This window comes from Porphyromonas asaccharolytica DSM 20707, from assembly GCF_000212375.1.
Taxonomy (GTDB): Bacteria; Bacteroidota; Bacteroidia; order Bacteroidales; family Porphyromonadaceae; genus Porphyromonas; species Porphyromonas asaccharolytica.
The window spans coordinates 1,239,885-1,261,499 of the sequence record NC_015501.1 but is presented as its reverse complement, the minus strand read 5'-3'; the positions used below and the strand labels follow the sequence as shown (position 1 = coordinate 1,261,499).

At 52.5% G+C, this 21,615-nt stretch carries 14 protein-coding genes and 1 riboswitch; of the genes, 10 read left to right on the top strand and 4 right to left on the bottom strand.

Features of this window, described 5'->3' with window-relative positions; genetic code table 11:
- Positions 1–447: 447 nt before the first annotated feature.
- The 10 genes from PORAS_RS05010 to PORAS_RS04965 all read left to right on the top strand — a co-directional run bounded on the left by PORAS_RS05010 (position 448) and on the right by PORAS_RS04965 (position 14,022).
- Positions 448–1,029: a TetR/AcrR family transcriptional regulator gene (locus tag PORAS_RS05010; RefSeq protein ID WP_013760419.1), complete on the top strand. Its 582-nt coding sequence runs from the start codon at positions 448–450 to the stop codon at positions 1,027–1,029.
- 16 nt (positions 1,030–1,045) lie between these two features.
- Entirely contained in the window at positions 1,046–2,428 is a 1,383-nt protein-coding gene (locus tag PORAS_RS05005) for a TolC family protein (protein ID WP_013760418.1), read from the top strand.
- Positions 2,429–2,462: 34 nt separating this feature from the next.
- Positions 2,463–3,524 (top strand): efflux RND transporter periplasmic adaptor subunit, encoded by a 1,062-nt coding sequence (locus PORAS_RS05000; RefSeq protein ID WP_013760417.1) that lies wholly within the window; start codon positions 2,463–2,465, stop codon positions 3,522–3,524.
- Between the two features lie 16 nt (positions 3,525–3,540).
- A complete protein-coding gene (locus PORAS_RS04995) occupies positions 3,541–6,648 on the top strand; it encodes an efflux RND transporter permease subunit (protein WP_013760416.1) in 3,108 nt (1,035 codons plus the stop codon).
- 423 nt (positions 6,649–7,071) lie between these two features.
- Positions 7,072–7,173: riboswitch (TPP riboswitch) on the top strand.
- Between the two features lie 128 nt (positions 7,174–7,301).
- Complete coding sequence (thiS, locus tag PORAS_RS04990; RefSeq protein WP_004331952.1) at positions 7,302–7,502, top strand: sulfur carrier protein ThiS; 201 nt, start codon at positions 7,302–7,304, stop codon at positions 7,500–7,502.
- A gap of 55 nt (positions 7,503–7,557) precedes the next feature.
- Entirely contained in the window at positions 7,558–9,330 is a 1,773-nt protein-coding gene (gene thiC, locus PORAS_RS04985; protein ID WP_013760415.1) for a phosphomethylpyrimidine synthase ThiC, read from the top strand.
- A gap of 22 nt (positions 9,331–9,352) precedes the next feature.
- The gene (gene thiE / locus PORAS_RS04980; protein ID WP_013760414.1) at positions 9,353–11,374 is read left to right on the top strand and encodes a thiamine phosphate synthase; all 2,022 of its coding nucleotides are present in this window, start codon (positions 9,353–9,355) and stop codon (positions 11,372–11,374) included.
- A 25-nt stretch (positions 11,375–11,399) separates the two neighbouring features.
- Positions 11,400–12,182 (top strand): thiazole synthase, encoded by a 783-nt coding sequence (locus tag PORAS_RS04975; protein WP_013760413.1) that lies wholly within the window; start codon positions 11,400–11,402, stop codon positions 12,180–12,182.
- Positions 12,182–13,288, top strand: coding sequence for a 2-iminoacetate synthase ThiH (gene thiH, locus PORAS_RS04970; RefSeq protein WP_013760412.1), 1,107 nt, complete (start codon positions 12,182–12,184; stop codon positions 13,286–13,288). Before PORAS_RS04975 ends, thiH begins: the two co-directional genes overlap by 1 nt.
- A complete protein-coding gene (locus PORAS_RS04965; protein ID WP_013760411.1) occupies positions 13,279–14,022 on the top strand; it encodes a HesA/MoeB/ThiF family protein in 744 nt (247 codons plus the stop codon). The genes thiH and PORAS_RS04965 overlap by 10 nt, the downstream gene beginning before the upstream one ends.
- Positions 14,023–14,494: 472 nt before the next feature.
- Here PORAS_RS04965 and PORAS_RS04960 read toward each other — a convergent pair whose 3' ends face one another.
- The 4 genes from PORAS_RS04960 to PORAS_RS09090 form a co-directional block, all read right to left on the bottom strand.
- Positions 14,495–14,947, bottom strand: coding sequence for a PepSY-like domain-containing protein (locus PORAS_RS04960; protein ID WP_013760409.1), 453 nt, complete (start codon positions 14,945–14,947; stop codon positions 14,495–14,497).
- Positions 14,948–15,092: 145 nt separating this feature from the next.
- Positions 15,093–15,902 (bottom strand): abortive infection family protein, encoded by an 810-nt coding sequence (locus PORAS_RS04955; protein ID WP_013760408.1) that lies wholly within the window; start codon positions 15,900–15,902, stop codon positions 15,093–15,095.
- Positions 15,903–15,946: 44 nt separating this feature from the next.
- Positions 15,947–19,015, bottom strand: coding sequence for a type III restriction-modification system endonuclease (locus tag PORAS_RS04950; protein ID WP_013760407.1), 3,069 nt, complete (start codon positions 19,013–19,015; stop codon positions 15,947–15,949).
- A gap of 14 nt (positions 19,016–19,029) precedes the next feature.
- Positions 19,030–21,153: a site-specific DNA-methyltransferase gene (locus tag PORAS_RS09090; protein WP_013760406.1), complete on the bottom strand. Its 2,124-nt coding sequence runs from the start codon at positions 21,151–21,153 to the stop codon at positions 19,030–19,032.
- Between the last annotated feature and the right edge of the window lie 462 nt (positions 21,154–21,615).

The window sequence follows — 21,615 nt, the reverse complement described above, 5'->3', positions numbered from 1 at the left end:
CCTCTTGACAGAGTAGCTAAGGAGAACCGCGCAAAGCGGGTTACTCTATCACCAGTACACCTCTAATAGAAATAGCCACGTGGAAAATCTCAATTCTCCACGTGGCTATTTTTTATTTTCCACGTGGGCGCGAATCATTTCCTCCGAAGTTTCATTTGATTCCTCCGAAGTTTTATTTCGCCTCCACGTGGGGATTTTTCTTTTTCCACGTGAGGATTTTCGAATTCCTCCGTGGAAATTCCTTTTTTCTTCCTAGATGCGCTTTAATACTAGCTTTTCGTCACTTGAAAGGACGATCTTGTCCGACTGTCTTTCCTCTTTTTCAGCAAATATCTTGGAATAAACTACACGTATTACACTTTTGTAATAGAAAAAGTGTACCTTTGCGTCGTAATATAAGACGAAACAGTGCTAGTTATAGACGCAAGCACATTAAATATGGCCAGTATGAATACAAATAGTCGCAAGGATAAGTATGTAGCTAAGGCGATCAGCATACTCAAGCAAGAGGGCTTCAGGCTATCGCTCGATGAGATGGCTACCAAGATGGGGATCACAAAGAAGACCCTCTACAATAACTTCAGCTCCAAGGAGGAGCTACTCAAGGAGTGCGTGCACGCTATCGCAGGAGACTTCCAGCGTGTACTCTCGATACTCGATGACGAGGAGGTGAGCGCCATAGAGAGCTTGACGAGATGCTTCGCACAGCTAGACGAGCTCTTCGTAACGCTCAACCCCGTCTTCTTCTCCGACCTGATGCGTAGCAATCCCGACCAGGCGATGCTGGAGCATGTCATGGGGTCTCATTACTTCAGCGAGAAGATGACAGCCAATCTGCAGCGTGGCGTCCAGGCGGGTCTCTATAGAGCCGATCTAGACATCCCCTTCGTGTGTGAGTATATGTCTTACTCGATATTTGGCTTTTACATACAGGCGGTGATTCGCAGCAAGCCGTTGCCCTCGGGGAGCTACTTTGCCTCCATACTGCAGTATCACTTACGAGCTATCGTCTCGACACAAGGAAATTAGTTTATACACCACAATCATGATAAGATCTAATCGTCGCACCGGGCTGCTCCTCATCAGCCTGCTCCTGCTTGTATCCTCAGGCTATGCTCAGGAGAGCTACTCGCTACAGCAATGCCTCAACTATGCTGTGCAGCACAACAGTAATGTCAAGAAGTCGTCCTATGATCAGGAAAAAGCTAAGCAAGCTCGCAAAGAGGTAATCGGAGCTTTAATGCCTCAGATCAGTGGGTCAGCTGCGCTAAATGACAACGTAAAGAAGGCTAAGTTCATCATGCCGAACTTTATGAACAATATGCTCCCCGAGAAAATGCGCGACCCCAACGCTTCTCAGTATATGACCATCGAGATGGGCACGCAGTACAGTGCCAACGCTGGAGTTGCTGTCAATCAGCAGATACTGAACATGTCGCTCTTTAACACGCTCGACATTGCCAAGGTCTCTGAGCGTATGGCGACACTAGCTGCGACCTCGACCGAGGAGGATGTGATCGCACAGACAGCGACACTATATTATGGAGCTCAGGTCACACAGTATGCGGCCGAGCAGATGGAGCATAGTGTAGAGCTCGTGGACAAGATGCTCCGCACGATGGAGGCTAGCTACTCCAGTGGTCTGATCAAGAAGGTAGACGTGGATCGTCTCAAGGTCAACCTGACCAACCTCAAGACACAGCAAGCTGCCATCGAGAGTGGTCTGGAGGTGCAGAAGAACCTCCTCAAGCTACAGATGGGACTAGAGGTCACAGAGCCGATCGTGATAGCTCCGCTAGACCTAGATCTACTAGCTCAGCAGGAGATCGCCGAGAGTGGCGCAGCAACCTTTGACCCCGCGCAGCATATCGCCTACCAGCAACTACAAGAGCGTGAGAAGATGGCGCAGCTACAGGAGCGCTCTAAGCGATATGACTACATCCCTACCCTATCTCTCGCCTTCAATGCTCAGTACAACTACATGAGCGACAAGCTCTTTGGCGGTGGCAATACACAGTACAGTTACCCGACAGCGATGCTGGGGCTGAGCCTGCGGGTGCCTATCTTTAGCGGTCTATCTCGTCTCTCCAAGGTGCGCGAGAGTCATATGGATCTCCTTAAAGCGCAGGAGGATCTGCGCTCTCTCGACCAGTCGCTCCGCATGGCACATCTCAACGCTTCGCTCAAGCTACAAGACACACAGCGGACGATCTCACTGCAAAAGGAAAACCAAGCCCTCGCAGCACAGGTCTTCGACCTAGCACAGCAAAACTTCACCCTCGGTGTAGCTTCGCTCTCAGATGTGCTCAATGCGAGTCAGTCGCTCGTACAGGCGCAGATGTCTTACGCCAGCGCCCTCGGAGACTATATCAAAGCCTACATAGATCTCAAGAAGAGCAAAGGAGAGATCAGAGACCTTATGGAATAACAGAACAACTCAATAGCATCACACTTATCTAGTTATGAAACGAAAAGTCTATCTACCGATAACCATCGTACTAGCTATCGGACTCATCGTACTAGTCCTAGTACTGAACAAGAAATCCACCACCGCCAAGACACAAGCCCTCCTCGCTGAGGAGTCGGCCGTGGCTGTACGCACAGAGGTAGTCAGCGAGAGCGACTATACCGCAGACTTCACTGCCAATGGGCTCGTGGAGGGTGTACAAGATCTATCCTTCGTCTCTAGCCTCGGCGGACGCATCGTCTCGCTCTATGCCGACGAGGGCGACCATGTATCCAAGGGCAAGCTCCTCATACAGCTCGATGCCGAGACACTTCGAGCCGATGCCGAGGCTAGTCGTGTGGCTTACGAAGCGGCTAAAAAGGACTACGAGCGCTTCCAGCAAGCGCACGATCAGGGTGGTGTGACCGACCAGCAGCTCTCGACGATGCACACACAGATGGTTGCAGCCCAGGGGCGATATATATCTAGCCGCAGTCGCCTTACTGATGCCTCTATCAAGGCGCCTATCTCAGGACAGATCTACAAGCGCTACGTAGAGGTCGGTAGCTATGTCAACCCAGGCACGAAGCTCTTTGACATCGTCGATGACTCCCAGCTCAAGGCTAGCTGCTTCGTAACCGAGCGCCAGCGTTTGCAGCTTACCAAGGGGCAGACGGTCACCGTGGAGAGTGAGCTTTATCCAGGTCAGACGATCACGGGTAAGATTTCAATGGTAGGTGACAAGGCAAACCATGCGCTCGCCTTCCCCGTGGATGTGACGCTAGACAAGCAAAGCGCCGAAGGGCTTCGCCCTGGTATGTATGTCTCCGTATCCTTCGGCAGTCAGCAGGAGACACACGGCATCTTGATACCCCGCCGCGCTATCGTCGGCAGCGTCAAGGATGCACACGTTTATGTCGTAGAGCAGGGCGAGGCTAAACAAAAAGCGATCACCGCTGGCTCTCTCATCGGTGACCGCATCGAGGTGCTGAGCGGACTACAAGCTGGCGACAGCGTCATCGTAGCCGGACTCATCAATGTATCGGACGGACTTCCCGTCAAGACTATCAACGAGTGACTTAGCGGACGACAGCATGAGAATCGTAAAGTTATCTATCCAACGACCCATCTACGTCACAGTACTCTTCATACTGCTGACCGTGCTGGGGTACTTGAGCTTCAAGAGCTTGAGTGCAGAGCTGATGCCTAAGTTTACACCGCCTCTGCTCAACGTACAGATCATCTACCCAGGCGCTTCGCCTAGCGAGGTGGAGAACTCGCTAACGCAAAAGGCCGAGGAGGTGCTCTCCAGCATGGAGGGTATCGACCAGATGCAGTCCTACTCTTTCGAGGGTATGTCGATGATTATGGTCTCCTTTGACTTTGGCACCGACATAGACAAGGCTATGACCGAGGCGCAAAACCGTCTCGCCGCCAAGCGTGCCGAGCTACCTCGTGAAGTTTTTGCTCCTCGTATCTCTAAGGTGTCGGTAGACGAGAAGCCTATCCTGATACTCTCCGCCAGAGCCGACATCGGCTCCACAGAGCTTTATGACCTTGTCGACAAGCGTATCGTCCCCGAGCTATCGCACATCAAGGGTATCGCCAATGTAGACCTCGTCGGCGGCGTAGAGCGTGAGATACAGATCAACCTAGACAAGGGGCGCATGCAGGACTTCGGCATCACACCGATGATGGTGCAGGGAGCCATCAGAGCGTCCAACCTCGACTTCCCGACGGGTTACCTGCAGAGCGACCTGACGCAGATGGCCGTACGTCTCTCGGGCAAGATCACCTCTATCGAGGAGCTACGCCGACTCATCCTGCGCAACGTCTCTGGGACACCTATACGTCTAGAGGATGTCGCTGAGGTGGTAGACGGAGTCAAAGATCCCGTCAAGATGGGACGTGTCAATGGTCAGGAGGCGATCCTGCTCAACATACTCAAGCAGTCCGATGCCAATGCACTCCAGGTGAGCGAAGCTGTCGGTAAGCAGATCCAAAACCTTGAGGAGCAGTACGCCTCTGAGGGGCTCAAAGTGGAGGTAGCGCAAGATACAACAACCTTCACACGCAATGCCATCAGCTCCGTGCTGACCGACCTCCTCCTAGCGATCCTACTCGTATCGCTCGTGATACTACTCTTCCTGCACAACGTGCGCAATGCGCTCATCGTGATGGTCGTCGTGCCGGTCTCACTCATCTCTTCCTTCATCGGGATGCGCATCTTCGGCTTCACGCTCAATATGATGTCGCTCCTAGCCCTCTCGCTAGTCATCGGCGTCCTCGTCGATGATGCTATCGTGGTCATCGAGAATGTCTACCGCCATATGGAGATGGGCAAGAACCGTGTCCGAGCCACTTGGGACGCGCTCAACGAGATCGGTCTCACCGTCGTCTCTGTGACCCTCGTCCTCGTGGTGGTCTTCCTACCGATCATCTTTACCAATTCGCTGGTCTCGGACATCTTGCGTCAGTTCTGCGGAGTCATCGTCATCTCCATCCTCTTCAGCCTGCTCGCTGCCCTCACCTTGGTGCCTCTGCTCACCTCTAGGCTGGGCAACATACAGCCGCTACGTGACGATCGTCCGCTGGGTCGTATGCTCACGGGCTTCGAGCGGGGCATCAGTCGCTTTGCCAATGGTATTTCGTCACTCACACGCTGGGGTCTAAGCCATCGCTGGGCTTTAGCAGGCATCGTTGTCGTGCTGATGGCTGCGGTGCTGATGCTCTTCCCCTTGGGCTTTATCAACTTTGAGTTCCAGCCCTACATGGACCGCCAGGAGTGTATCATACAGCTCGAAATGCCTAAGGACATCTCTATGGCTGAGTCTAACCAGCTCGTGCGCAAAGCTGAGAACTGGCTCATGCAGCGCCCCGAGGTGGAGAAGGTGGTGACCATGGTCGGACTAACAAGTGACAACAGCCAGAGCAACAAAGGCTCCCCCTACCTTGCTGAGCTAGATGTCAAGCTCCGGAAGACACCCGAAGGTACTGAAGCCTACGTGGCTCGTATCCGCAAGCCTCTGACCGACTACCTCGTCGATGCGCGTGTCAATGTCTATAGTGTGAGCATGACTGGTACCGTCTCCAAGGCGGCTGTCGAGTACATCATCTCAGGTGCGGACAAGGACTCCGTGGCTCGCTATGCGGACAAGGCTCTGGCGCTCCTGAGCTCCGTGCCTGGAGTCATACAGCCTACCCTTTCGGTCGAAAACGCTACCCCCGAGATTCTCGTGCGGGTGGATCGCGACAAGATGTCCAATCTGGGGCTAACGCTAGACAACGTGGGGGGTATGATGCAGACCCTCTTCCAGGGCAATGACCAGCTCCGCTACACGCAGGGAGACTACGAGTATGCGATAAATATACGTGCCGACAAGGCCTCTCGTCGCTCTATCGAAGATGTGGCAAGTCTCACCGTTGCCAATCCACAAGGCGACCTGATACAGTTGTCGCAGTTTGCCGATGTCACGCTCGGCATCGGGCCTAGTCGCTTGGAGCGCTTCAACCGCAACAGCTCGGTGACCCTGCGCGCACAAGCCTACGGCGTGCCAGCAGGCGCTATCGCCAAGCAGTTTATGAGCCAGCTCAGCGAGGAGCAGATGCCCCAAGGCGTACAGATACAGACCGCTGGAGATATGAAGAAAATGTCAGACTCGATGAGCGTCCTCACCACTGCCATCCTGCTCTCTCTACTCTTTATCTACCTAGCTCTCGTCTTGCTGTACAACAACTGGACAGACCCGCTCGTCGTCATGATCGCTATCCCGCTATCTATCGTGGGGGCTCTTCTCGCCTTAGCTATGAGCAATACCGCCATGAGCATCTACGCTATGCTCGGCATGGTGATGCTGATCGGTCTCGTTGCTAAGAATGCGATCCTACTGGTGGACTTTGCCAACGAAGCTCGTGGCGAGGGCTTGCCCGTAGACGAAGCGCTCATTCAGGCGGTCAAGCTTCGTACACGACCGATCCTCATGACGGCACTGTCGACCATCATCGGTATGCTCCCCGTAGCGCTCTCACGCGGCTCGGGTGCTGAGCTACGCACCGGTATGGCGTGGGTCATCATCGGCGGTATGGCGCTCTCCACGTTGCTGACGCTGATTGTCGTGCCAGCTCTCTACAAAGCCTTCCACGCTAGGCAGCGTACCAGCGCCAAGCCAGAGGTCGATATAGAGGCACTGATGCAGGAGTAACCCGCACGGAGTAGCAACCCGCATCTAGTTTACTTTGTCTTAGTCACGCCTAGGAGCGACCGCACTCCTGGGCGTGACTTTTTCATGCTCTCTTCGTCAGGAGGAGAGTTTTCCTACCTAGGAATCAAAAAGTTCCTCCCTTGGAACTAAAAAATTCCTCCGCTGGAACTAAAGAGTTCCTCCCTTGGAACTTTTTAGTTCCAAAAGGGGAACGACTTTTGGAACTCGCATATATAACGAAATCAGCACGATACGAAGAGCACGAACGACGTCCGCGCTCTATAGAGACTCCTAGATAAGAGTTAGCGTGGGGAGGGCGTTGTTGCAAGAGAAGACCAACAACCACTCGGCGTGTAACACCTTCCTCCCGATCGAGGAGTTGCAGGAGGGTTGGCTACTCTGATATTTTTCATTACCTTTGCAGGTGACTCTTAGGGGTGCCACGGTGCGACTGCATGGTGGCTGAGATGAGACCCTCGACCTGATCCAGATAATACTGGCGTAGGCAAAGAGAACGACTACACGCTGATCGTGCAGACTCTCATACTGGGACACCCTACTTGTCAAGCCTCTTGGACTTGGCAGTACACACTAAGAGTTTTACATACTAGACTGATGAAGGTATGTAGGCTCTTTTTCTTTTTATATGGCTTATGCAAGTAACGATCAATAAGACTCCACACGACCTGCCTGCAGGTATCTCGCTTCTAGAGGCGATATCGCCTGTCGTCGCTACGCTCGACCACACGGCACTAGCGGTCAATCATCGTGTCATACCACGTGATGCTTGGGCTACGCACCAGCTCTGTGAGGGTGATGCCGTCACGATCATTACCGCAGCGATGGGTGGTTAATGCATCCTACTGACTCTTACGAACCTTTATCAATCACACTTAATCTCTTTACTCTATGAAGCAAAAAGATCAAACGGACAATCTAAACATCTCTCAGGGTCCACTCCCTGGCTCTACTAAGATATATGTCACTGGCTCTCGCCCCGACATTCGCGTGCCGATGCGTCGCATCACACTCTCTGACACCATCGACGAGGAGGGTGTACGACACAACAACGGCTCGGTCGTAGTCTACGACACCTCGGGACCCTACACCGATCCCGACTATCATGTCGATCCGCACCAAGGGCTACCTAAGATACGCCAGCAGTGGATCGAGGAGCGTGGCGACACGACGAGACTGAAAGAGCAGAGCTCGGAGTATGGTCGCAAGCGGAGACAAGACGCTTCGCTAGATCATCTGCGCTTTGCCCATCTCAATGATCAGCCGCTCATAGGCACCGAGGAGCATCCTGTCACGCAGCTATACTATGCTCGTCAGGGGATCATCACCCCCGAGATGGAGTATGTCGCTATCCGTGAGAATCAGCTCATGGACGAGATCCGAGAGCAGTACCCGCAGCATCCAGGCGAGAGCTTTGGAGCTAATATTCCTGAGCGCATCACCCCTGAGTTCGTTCGTGACGAGATCGCTGCTGGACGAGCTATCCTCCCCAACAACATCAACCACCCGGAGAGCGAGCCGATGATCATCGGACGCAACTTCCTCGTCAAGATCAATGCCAACATTGGCAACTCGCCCATCACCTCCTCTATCCAAGAGGAAGTCGAGAAGGCGGTCTGGGCTATCCGCTGGGGTGCTGACACCATCATGGATCTCTCCACAGGACGCAATATCCACGAGACGAGAGAGTGGATCATTCGCAACTCGCCAGTACCTGTAGGCACCGTGCCTCTATACCAAGCTTTGGAAAAGGTCAAGGGACAGGCAGACAAGCTCACCTGGGAGCTCTACCGAGACACGCTCATCGAGCAGGCGGAGCAGGGTGTCGACTACTTCACCATCCACGCCGGCTTACGCTGGCAGTTCGTTCCGCTAACGATGAAGCGCCTCACCGGTATCGTCTCTCGTGGCGGTGCCATCATGGCGAACTGGTGTACGACGCACAAGCAGGAGAGCTTCCTCTACGAGCACTTTGACGAGATCTGTCAGATCTGCGCTCGCTACGACGTAGGTATCAGTATCGGTGACGGCTTGCGTCCTGGCTCTATCGCTGACGCCAACGATGAGGCGCAGTTTGCCGAGCTACGTACGCTGGGCGAACTATCTCGCATTGCGGACAAGCATTGCGTGCAGGTCCTCATCGAGGGTCCTGGTCACGTACCTATGCAGCGCATCAAGGAGAATATGGACTTGCAGCTAGACCTTTGCAACGAAGCTCCTTTCTACACGCTCGGGCCGTTGGTCACCGACATTGCCCCAGGCTATGACCACATAACTAGTGCCATAGGTGGTGCTATGATTGCGTGGCGTGGCACAGCGATGCTCTGCTACGTGACCCGCAAGGAGCACCTAGGTCTGCCCAACAAGGACGATGTCAAGGAGGGTGTCGTCACCTTCAAGCTAGCAGCCCACGCTGCCGACCTCGCCAAGGGACACCCAGGCGCTTACTACCGTGACTACGCTATGAGCAAGGCACGCTATGAGTTCCGCTGGAAGGATCAGTTCCACCTAGCACTCGACAGCGAGACAGCACTGCAGTATCACGACGAGACACTACCCGCTGAGGGGCACAAGGAGGCACACTTCTGCTCGATGTGTGGCGAGCACTTCTGCTCGATGCGTGCTAGTCGTCAGCTGCAGAAGCGCATTGAGGATGACAAGTAATCATTAACCGTCCAGTCGCCCCATGATCGTCATCACACCGCCCGAACGTCAGTATATCGAAGGCTTAGCTAGCGATATCATTGATGTGGCGAGCAACTGTATCTGTAAGGTACACCTGCGCATACCGGGAGCTTCTGAGACAGACTTTAGAAAGGTCTTAGACAGTCTAGAGCCCGCCTATCACCAGCATATCGTGCTGTGTGATCACTATGCGCTACTGGCGGAGTATGACGTGGCGGGCGTCTACCTACCCTATCGTCGTGTGGCGGAGTGGAGGGATATTCCTCTCGCTCCTCACCAGACGATAGCGGTCGGTGCGCATTCGCTTCAAGAGCTACAGGAGCTACCTTTCACACCAGACTACGCCTTGCTCAGCCCGCTCTTTGATAGCATTAGCAAGGAGGGCTATCAGGGCAACTCCGCCTTACTCTCTTGTCGGGAGGAATTGCTCAAGCTCCCTTACCCCGTCTACGCTCTTGGGGGCATCACCCCCGAGCGGCAAGAGACCGTCGCAAAGGCGGGCTACGCTGGGGTCGCGGTACTGGGAGACATCTGGTCGCAGCCGCAGGAACGACGACAAGAGCGTCTGGATCAGTACCAAACGCCCGCCATCCTGACCGTTGCGGGTCACGATCCTACATCGGGAGCTGGTATCGGTGTAGACACCCGCATCGCAAATGATCTGAGCGTGCAGTGCTACAGCGTTATCTCTACGCTCACGGCACAGAGCCTACGTCGCTTCGTCTGCGCTACCGCTACACCGTCCGACCAACTTCAGACATCACTAACAACGCTTCTCACCGACCACCCCGTCACCGTGGCTAAGATCGGTATGGGGCAGAACTTGCAGCAGGCGGTGCAGATCGTTGCGCAGATGAAGGCGCTAGGCGTCAAGCGAATCATTTGGGACCCTATCCTCCAGCCCACAGCCGCCGAGGAGACGCAGCCCCACCTTTGGACAGAAGAGCAGGACAAGCTCGCAACCCTATTGCATGAGGTGAGCCTCGTCACACCCAACAAGCCTGAGACTCAGGCGCTCTTCGGTACAGACGATCCCACAGAGCTCCAGCGCATCGCTCAGGAGCACGGCGTGGCTATCCTCCTAAAGGGTGGACACGATACCACTTCGCCACATCTTGTGGTCAACCAACTGATCACCCGTGACGGCATCTATCCCTTCTATACGCATCGCTATGACAAGTCAATCCACGGCACTGGCTGTATGCTCTCCGCAGCGATCGCCAGCTACTGGGCTATGGAGTACAGCCTCGTAAACTCTGTGCAGCGGGCTTGTCACTACCTCACCACTATCTTTGCGGGGCAACCAAACCGTCCTGGGCGACAGCTACTCTGTCCCAAGATATTTAGAGAGGATCGGAAGAAGCAGCATCTGTACGCACACTTTGCCCTACAGTATGTGACCAACGAGTCAGACCCCGACAGACTATATAATAAGGTATCGCAATACCTTGAGGCGGGCGGGCGCTGGGTGCAGCTACGACTCAAGGAGGCGACCACCGAAGAGCGCATCGAGATGGGCTTGCGCCTGCGCACGCTGACCGACCGCTACAACGCCTGCTTACTCATCAACGACGACATCATCGCCACCATCGCTGTAGACGCTGACGGGGTCCACCTCGGCAAGCGCGACTGCCCTCCGCAAGAGGCGCGGCGCACCCTAGGCAATAAGTACATCATCGGCTATACGGTCAATAGCCGTGACGACCTACCCCGTGCCTTGGCAGCCAACATTGACTACATCGGTGTGGGTCCCTATCGAGACACACAGACCAAGGCTCTCCTCGCTCCTATCCTGGGCTTAGAGGGGATCTCGCAGATCGCTCAGCAAGTTCAAGAGACGGATCGCAGCTACACCACTCCTCTGATCGTAGCTATCGGAGGCATACAGCCAGAAGATGCTGAGACGCTCTTAAGCAAGGAAGACATTGACGGCATCGCTGTGAGCGGTGCCATCGAGCACGCCACCGATATGGCTCATACCGTATCGCAGTTACAGTGTGGCACATCAAACTATCCAAGATAAACATACATTCTAATCTACTATACACATGCAGACTAAGTCATTGAAAATCGGAGATCACGACTTCACCTCGCGCCTCTTCATCGGAACTGGCAAATTTGCCAACAATCAACTAATGTCAGACGCACTAGATGCCTCTGGCAGCGAGCTTATCACCGTCGCGCTTCGCCGAGTAGAGACCTCTGCAGGCCTCCACGATACACTCATTGAGAGCATCACACGCCCCAATGTCATCATCCTTCCTAATACCTCTGGCGCACGCACTGCCGACGAGGCGATCTATGCAGCACAGCTAGCCCGTGAGGCGCTACAGACCAACTGGATCAAACTAGAGGTACACCCTGACCCTAAGTACCTTCTTCCCGATGCTATGGAGACACTCCGCGCCACCGAGCAGCTCGTCAAGGAGGGCTTCATCGTCATGCCATACATACAGGCAGACCCTGTACTCTGTAAGCGACTCGAGGAGGTCGGTGCACCTTGCGTCATGCCCCTCGGCGCTCCAATCGGGAGCAATATGGGACTCACCACGCGAGACATGCTACGTATCATCATCGCCGAGAGTACCGTCCCCGTAGTTGTAGACGCCGGTATCGGTCGCCCCTCACACGCAGCCGAGGCTATGGAGCTTGGTGCCGATGCGGTACTCGTCAATACCGCTATCTCCACCGCTGCCGACCCTGTAGCTATGGCCACCGCCTTTAGAAAAGCTGTCGAGGCTGGTCGCTCAGCTTACGAAATGGGTCTGCACCAGCCCGCCACCGATATGACCGCCACCGCCACTTCACCACTCCAAGGATTCTTTGACTAATGACATTCTACGATTATAAGCAACAGTACAATTGGGAGCAGGAGTGTGCTGAGTTTGACACCTTTACTGCTCAAGATGTAGAGCACGCCATCGCCACAGCCACGCCTACCCTACGCGACTTCAAGGCTCTCATCTCCCCCGCGGGAGATGCTTACCTAGACGCTATGGCGACCAAAGCGCAGCAACTCAGCATCGAGCGTTTTGGCAAGACCATACGCATGTATGAGCCTCTCTACCTCTCTAACTATTGCCACAACCACTGCGTCTACTGTGGGTTCAATCAGGAGAACAAGATCGTTCGCAAGGTACTCACCATGGAGGAGGTGCAGGCTGAGGCAAAAGCTATTGCCGACATGGGCTTCACCCATATCCTCCTCGTGGCTGGCGAGTCCCCCAAGCATGCAGGCGTCGAGTACTACCGTCAGGTCATCGAGCTCATCCGCCACATGTTCGCGCAAATATCCATCGAGGTACAGCCTATGTCTGTCGAGGACTACAAAGTTCTTGTCGAGGCGGGCGCACACTACGTCTGCGTCTATCAGGAGACCTACAACGAGGAGAGCTATCCACGCTTTCACCCCAAGGGGCTCAAGGCCAACTACCGCTTCCGCCTAGAGACACCCGACAGAGCTGCCGAGGCTGGCTTTCGCAAGGTCGGTATCGGTGCCCTCCTAGGACTAGACAACTGGCGCACGGACGCTTTCTTTACCGCACTACACCTAGACTATCTAGAGAGCCACCACTGGCAGACCAAGTACTCTATCTCACTACCCCGCCTGCGTCCGCACGTAGGCTCCTACATGCCCGCAGATCCGATCAACGACCGTCAGATGGTACAGCTCATCTGCGCTTACCGCATCTTCGACCCAGAGGTCGAGATCTCGCTATCCACACGCGAGAGCAGTGCCTTCAGAGATATGGCCGTACGCATCGGTGCCAACTCTATGAGCGCCGGAAGTAGCACACAGCCAGGCGGTTATGTCAATCCCAATCCCGAGCTAGAGCAGTTCTCTATCAACGACTCACGCTCTCCCGAAGAGATGATCGCTGCTATCAAAGCTCAGGGATACGAAGTCATCTGGAAAGACTGGGACCAGTGGATGTAACTCGCACGCCCCAAAACAGCACTGGCAACACGGGCATCGCTGACAGCGCACGATACGCACGTCAGCTACAGCTCCCCGAGATAGGTCCCGAGGGTCAGCGACTCCTCGCTCAGACGAGCGTGGCAGTCGTTGGCGCTGGGGGCTTGGGTGCTCCTATACTCTACTACCTTACGGCAGCAGGCATCGGGCGCATCGCCATCATCGACTGCGATGTCGTCTCCCCGTCCAACCTCCAGCGTCAGATCCTCTACTGTGAGTCCGACCTCGCACAGCCCAAAGCTATCCAGGCGCAAAAGCGTCTCACCGCACTCAATAGTACCCTTCAGATCGAAGCGATCACCGAGCGACTCAATGAGACCAATGTGGCGACCCTACTGGCCGACTACCAGATCATCGTCGACGCTACGGACAACTACCCCACACGCTACCTCCTAGACGACTACACCCGCAGCACCGCCAAGCCGCTTGTGCATGGTGCCATCGAGGGATGGAGGGGACAGTGTACCATCTTCGCACCCTCTAGTAGTCTGCGCTACCGTGACCTGTACAGCGAGCCGCACAGCGCAGAGGAGACCGTACCGCCTGGCGTCATCGGCGCCACCGCTGGCGTCATCGGCAGCATCCAGGCGAGCCAAACGCTCCAGCTAGCCTTAGGGCAGACACCTGCCCTCCTCGGCAAGCTCCTCACCGTCGACCTGTGGCACGGCTCGTGGCACACCTTCGACCTCGCCTGACACGACTCCACCATCCGTTCCTCACCAGCTAGAGCACCACAAATATCAGACAATCGTGTCCGAGCTAGTATCCTTCTTCGCCGCAAAGGTACTACATGCTCCACGTGAGCTCTTCCTCTCCTGCTGTCAAAGGTCACGAGCAAGCCTCGAAGACAACCCACCACCCCGAGTAAGCGCACACATATAGCGCTTCGCCTACTAGAGAGAATGGCTAATATCCCGAAAAGAGCAAAGATCATCTCACTACACGCTCTCCTATTATATATATCTTCTGAGCTAAACAAGGGCCTATCAAAGAAAACATGTACCCGTTTTGCCTTTTTCGGGTACATATCGGAGACGACGTGTACCCATTTTGGCGCTTTCGAGTACATATCCGAGCGTGGCGAGTAGCGGATATGACACATCAAGGCGGACTAGACACTGTCGTCTAGCCCGCCTTGTGCGTTATTGTTGTGTGCTAGCTAGCGGATCACTTGTGATAGACGCGTACCTCGGTGATCACCCCCTGAGGCGTGACGTAGACGTACTCATCTTGCTGACCTCTACGCTCTATCTCAAAGCGATAGTAAGAGCCACGAGGCATCTCTACGAAGTCAATATCGTCAATGCGAGCATTGGGATACTTCTTCTGGAGCGCCTTCATGACGACGGCGGGGACATTTCTCCGAGCGACATCCCAGCTCGTGGAGATCCACTCGCAGGAATTGGTGAAGAGCACCTCCTTATCCTTCTTATCGTGCCGTATCTCCACCTCGACCATGCCATCGTTGTAGTCCACCTCTAGGATGCGTGCGTTAGCGTAGCGCTCATTTAGGAATTTCGAGCACTGCTCACTAAGGTGCCAATCCTTCGTTGTTCCACAAGAGGCAAAAAGTGCAGCACTGCAAGTCAGCAGTAGCGCCATAAATAGGATTCTTTTCATAGGTTCGTTATAGGCTTATTAGATTCGTAGTGGAGGAAAGAAAGATCCTTTCCCCCAACCGCAAAGGTAAAACTAATTTTCAACAGCTCTCGGCTGACCATGAGTTCTCAAGGAGCTGATCAGGCCATAAGTTTCTAGAGGTTCTTTAGGGGTGTAATTTGTTTCGCTCGTGGGTGTCGCAGATAAACTGAATCAAAACAATTGCACTACCAACGGCTAATCTTGCGTGTCTTTGTTGTAACCCTTTATATGAAGAAGTTTTACCATGACCACTTCCATAGAAGTTTCTAAGCTCTGCCAATCCCTGAGTTATAGCTTTTAGACTACCTAAAATCTGCTTTATAGATTTAGCTCCTTTGATATCGTCCTCTATATCACTAGGCATTAGCTTGAAGTGCTTAAAGAGTTCATCTACTAGCTTTGTCATGTTCCATTTAGGATCTACCGCTATCTTCTCTTCTTCTAGTATCGTCTTACAATAACTTTCGATTAGCTCTTTCGCCTTCCCGATAGCCTCTGTCGGATTGGTCTCTTGAAACTTTCTCATCAGGTCAATCTGATCCCTAATGTATTCACTATTAAAGGAATTTGGATCTGACAAGTCTAATGGCTTTTCACCAAGGGCATTGAATTCCCTTTCTATAATAGCCTTACAATTCTCATATTGTTGGTACCGCTTGGGATTGTTGCTACGATCATTCTGAAGAGCTTCCGATAATTCGTAGTGTCTTATTAAAGCTGCAAACAGCTTGATGACATTCCTTTTAGGAGTTTCGGAATCATAGACATACGCCATCAAAGATTTTCCTCTAGACTCTTGGTATGTCTTGCACACAGGCACACCAATCTCTCTAGCAGTGAACTCATCAAAATCTTTTTTTCCGAAGTCTAGAACACACCCCCGATCATTGAAAAAGTTCAAACATGCATCTATCTCTACATCTAGACTGCTCATACCCGCTTGTTAACGAATTTCCAAATCGATTTTTTAGGTCTCCACTACCCCTCCATCACCTTATCCATCAGAGCTTGATAGCTATTGACCACGTCGTAGACCACGTTGTCATGCTCACTGATCGCCTCAAAGTGGCGAGCGGCGCACTCCAGCTTGGCATCCTCAGCACCACGGAGCTCAGAGCGCTCCCACGAGATGCCTTTAGTCTCTGCTATGAAGTAGATATGCTTGATATCCTTATGCTCATCAAAGGCGATAGCCCAGTCTGGGCTATACCTTCCCATAGGCGTGTTGATGTAGAACCCCTTCGGGAGCTTCGTGTAGACCACCACGTCGCTACTATCCTCTAGATCCTCCGCAAATGAGCGCTCCACCTGACTGTCTATACGTACCAAATCATAGAGAGACTTAGCACTTCGGATGACATCCACACCGATACGACCACAGATCGTCTCTTCCGTAAAGACATTCGTATCGTACCGCTGCTCCGTACGGTGGTAGCTGATCTGCTCTACCACAGCTAGTGCCATCTCATCCTTGATGATGCGAGCAGATCTCTGGATGAACTCCTCGGGGTTGCTCTTGAACTTGTCAAAAGTCTCCCTCCTCACCCCTTTGAGGATCTCTACGATCGTGCGTCGTGTCAAGCCCGTTGCAGAGACTAGACTACCCACTAGGTCATACTGTACATGCTGACTCACTGTCTCCTGCAGATGATAGGTAGTAGCCTGCTCACGCACCATAGCAGTACCCTGATGCAGAGCCTCCACATCTTCTATCTGATTCATCTCTCCACGCTCTACCACAAGACGTATAGCCGTCACACGGAGACGATCGTCTAGCGCTGTGATCGCCTTGGTGATCAGCTCAGACGTATCAAAGTCTACCTGATAGACGCTTCGCACATTGATACGACGCCACAGCTCCTGAAACTCTCGGCGCTTCAACTGCTCCTCGACGACATGCCCAGACTTGTTGTCTCGACTATTATCTAGTCGCCATGAGCTCGGGTCGAAGACACGCTCTAGCGTACGGATGATCACAGCACTCATCGGTGCCAGATCATCGCCAAAGCTTAGCTCGCCACGCTCCTTCGCCTCGTGATACGCCGGCGTCAGTAGACCCGCATCATCTACGTAGTCATGCCGTAGCAGAGCACGATAGATCTTGCGTGCCACCTCGGGGGTAATCACCTCCTTGTCGCCAGATGCTGTTTCGTACTCTACCCCTGTGAAGAGACCCTCCGTCACCTCTCTCGGACGATCCTTGACCACCTCCGCTATCTCATGCTGTAGCTGCTCTGCAAAGCTCTCGTAGCTCTGACTAGCTATCACCGTCAGCACGTTTATGTCAAAAGTGCTGCTCCAGCCCAGCTCTTCGGCATCCTGTCGCTTGCCTTCGCTATTCACACAGAGACGCATACCGCGTCCCACCTCCTGACGCTTTTTGATCTCGCTGTCTGTTTCACGGAGCGTGCAGATCTGGAAGACATTCGGATTGTCCCACCCCTCGCGCAGTGCCGAGTGCGAGAAGATAAAGCGTGTCGGCTCCTCAAGACTCAAGAGTCGCTCCTTATTCTTCATAATCAGGTCATAGGCATCCTCATCATTGCTGCCCCCCTCGCCACGGTTCACCTTGGAGTCAATAAATTTACCACGCTTGTCTCGTGAGAAGTAGCCATTGTGTACCTCCTCAGCAGTAAAGCGAGAGAGATAGTCTCGGTACGACGCATCATAGCGACTTAGCTCGTCATCCTTCAGCTCCTGTACCAGCTGCCTATACTCATCCTCAAAGATCTCCGCATAGCGTCCCTTGTAGGTCGCATCACCTTCATAACGACGATAGTTATCCACATGGTCGATGAAGAAGAGACTCAGCACCTTAATCCCTTTAGGGTACAACTCCCGCTCCCGCTCGAGGTGCGTCCGTATCGTCTCACGGATCTGCACACGACGCATAGCCTCCTCTGTGACTCGCCCCACGGCATCACCCTCGTAAAGTTCTAGACCGTTGAGCAGCTGTATCGTGCCCGAGAGCCCATCGATAGACTCTATCACGTAGAAATCCTGATACTCCGCTAGCTCTCCACTAAGCGCATAGAGATCATCCCCCTGTCTCACAAGGCGGCTCACCTGACGCGTACCAGTAGCAGTCTTTATGTCCAGTGATATTCGCGCTTTGGGAGCACGATCTTTACGTATCACCACCTCCTCTAGATATAGGTATCCACTGGTTGCGCTGTTGCCTTTCTGGCTGATGCCTTTCACCTGAATCTTTTTCACCAGACGCTTGTTGTAAGCATCGATAGCATCAAGTCGGTAGACCATATTGAGTACCTCACGGTGTGTCGCCGAGTAGCGTAGTAGCATGAGTGGGTTAAAGAGCTTGATCCCCTTTCGTGTCTTATTTCCTCTGTTAGCACCCAGCACGCTCTGAGGCTCATCGATGATCATGATCGGATTGGTCTTTGCCAAGATATCAATAGGACGACGACTGCCAAACTCATCGCGACGAGAGAAGATGATACGTGCATCCTTATTATTCTTCGTCTCGTCAAAGGAGCTGTTGAACGCCTGCATATTGATGATCATCGCCTGCATATTAGATTCGCTGGCGAAGGCGTCGATACGGGTCAACTGCTTGGAGTTGTAGACGAAGTGCTGTATACTCTGTGTCTCGTAGAGCTGTGCGAAGTGCTCGCTCATCGACTCAAAGCTCTTGGCAACGCCCTCACGGATGGCAACGCTCGGCACTACGATGATAAACTTACTCCAGCCGTACGCCTTGTTTAGCTCATACATCGTCTTGATATAGGTGTAGGTCTTGCCCGTACCCGTCTCCATCTCAATGGTTAGGTTGATGCCCTCCCCTTCGAGCTGGTCAATAGGCTTGATCCCCTGTTCTATCTGTATCGTACGTACATTTTTACGGATAGTCTCATACGGTATCTGTAGCGGTGCATTGCCAAAGCCCGTACTCACGAGACTATCTGCGCACTCGCCTTGATCCATCTGGTGCTCATAGCGGTCATACTTAGGCTGCCCCTGGAAGGCGCGCACGACGCTCCGTGCCGCCTCCTCTTGAAATGATTGATGCTTGTATTGGAGTTGCATAGGATTAGTGGCACTTAAATAACTCTCACCTTATCGAACGCCTCCTTGTCGTCCCAGTTGAGGTGCTGTTTGAGTAGCTCGAAGGTGTTTATCTTCTCCTTGTCTGAGGCGAAGCTACTATCACGTAGTAGCACACGTTTGGGCTGCATATCGGCGATAGCCTCGATGACCGCCGTGGGGATCGCCTTAGCAAAGCATGCCACCAGGGCACCCTCGTCCACGTTGTAGATCTCACAGCCATCTACCACCGTGACCGCCTGCGGTAGTGAGAGCGACAGTCCCCACGAGAGCATCGCGCCGTAGAGTAGGTCCTGTCCACTTCGATCATTCTTTACATTGTCTAGCATTAGATCCAACTCACCCTGACCAAGCTCTGCAGGGGTGCGCTTTACATCGATAAAGTTGCTCGAGTCTAGTCGAAAGACGCGGAAGCCAGTGTCCAGGGACTCTTTTCTTTTATCAATTGAGTCCAGTCTCTCTTGGGCTTGGTTACGCTCTGCGTCGTCATACAGATTGTCCCACAACTCTGGATCTTTATCCACATCCTCCCCCATCGCCACTTTAGCAAGCTTAGCTTGCGCTCTAATCTTTTCGGTTTCAAGATCATTACGAATGGCCACTGCTGCACGTCGTATGCGCTCCTTGGCAATATCGGGAATAGTCTTGTAGCCCGCCTTACGAGCCTCACTACCATCAGGCGTCTCCTCAGCAAGCTGTACGCAGATAAACTTGCGATGCCCTCCGTCCTCTGCGTTGAGCTGCATCACCGCATGCGCCGTCGTCGCCGACCCGCTGAAAAAGTCGAGAACGATGGAATCTGGATCGGAGCCTATTCTTAAAGAATCAATGACAGCATATAGAGACTTAGGATAATCAAAACAATTTGTTCCAAGGAGATTCTTCAGTAAATTAGCACCATACTCCGTTGACGAGTACCTTTTGTCATCCCAAACGGTTAAAGGCAACATTCCCTCTTCATTCATTCTTGATTTGATGTAAACTGAAGGAATTCCTTTTCTATCCCTCCTTACAGACATCTCTGAAGAGCTCGACAATGCTCTTTCTAACCCCCACTTCCATCTTCTAGCTCTACCTTGATCGTCAATAGGCCATGATATAAGTTCGTCTTCTTCCACGGGTTCTAAGATAGTATACTCTTTGTCCTTTTCATTCCACTTCATCTTAGGTATTCTAAAGCCTGAACCATCAACCTTAACATATATAGGATAATACATAGAAGGCGCATCCTCTCTATATCCTCCATGTTTTCTAAAGTTGACCCATTCATATGCACCTAAATTATCCATCTCTTTATACCTGGCAATTTGATCATCATTTCTCGGCAATCTTCCTAAAACAGTACCCTCTTTTACTCCATAAAAGAGAGCATATTCATGCGCTATAGAAACTCCCTTTGTTGTTGAACGACCAGAAGGATTGTTTTTAACTACTATTGTCGCCAAATGATTTGACTCTCCAAAGATCTCATTCATGATTGAAATTACATTTTGGACTTCACTGTCATCAATCGTTAAGCAGATAATACCATCTTCTGACAACAGTGATCTAGAGAGTAAAAGACGAGAATAAATCATAGAACACCAATCCGAGTGAAAACGTCCATTGGTAGATTTATTGCAATACAACCAACCTTCATTATCACTATAGACCCCAGTACTTTCAAGATATTCTTTGGTATCTGTATAGAATCTGTTTTTGTAGATGAGGTTTTTGCCTGTATTGTAGGGCGGATCGATGTAGATCATCTTGACTTTGCCTACATAGCTACGCTGTAAGAGCTTGAGGACAGACAGGTTGTCCCCCTCGATGTAGAGATTCTCCGTATTGTCCCAGTCAACAGAATCCTCCAGCACGGGCCGTAGGGTATCTGTGATGGGGGTGGCAGCTTCACGTCGTGCAGATTGCTTGCCAGGCCAGATGAAGCTATACATCTCGGTACCAGCCTCGATGGTCTGGTCGCCTAGGAGGGTGCGCAAGACGTCAAAGTTGACGACCTGACGTATAGCTCCACTCTGGGGGTCTTTGACTTCGGTTATGCAGGAGGGTGCTATCTGACGTAGCGCCTCGATGGTCAGCTCGCTACCATCTGGAGAGATAGAGGTTAGTCGTTGGGGCATTGTTAGTAGGTAGTAGGTAGTGGGTAGTGATGGGATCTTGATTTTGGTTAGGCAAATATACGAATTATAGAGTGCCTAGAGATCTCCCCAAGCGTAGACTCGGCAAGTCCTCTGATATGTCTACCTCAATTTTATCTTGTGCCATAGCTGTCGTACTACTCTGCAAAGATAACACTCAAAGAAAATAGCCACGTGGAAATTTGGCGTTTTCCACGTGGCTATTTTTTATTCTCCACGTGGGGACGAATCATTTCCTCCGAAGTTTCATTTGATTCCTCCGAAGTTTTGTTTGTCGCCTACGTGGAGAATTTTCATTTTCCACGTGGCGATTGGCGAATATCCACGTGGGGATTGGCGAAATCGGGGGCGGGTGGGGTGTTTTTGCTGTGGGGAGCTTTTCGTATATTTGTGGGTAGAGGGCTTTTGTCGCAAGGGACAAGGGCTTATATGCTAACGAATCGA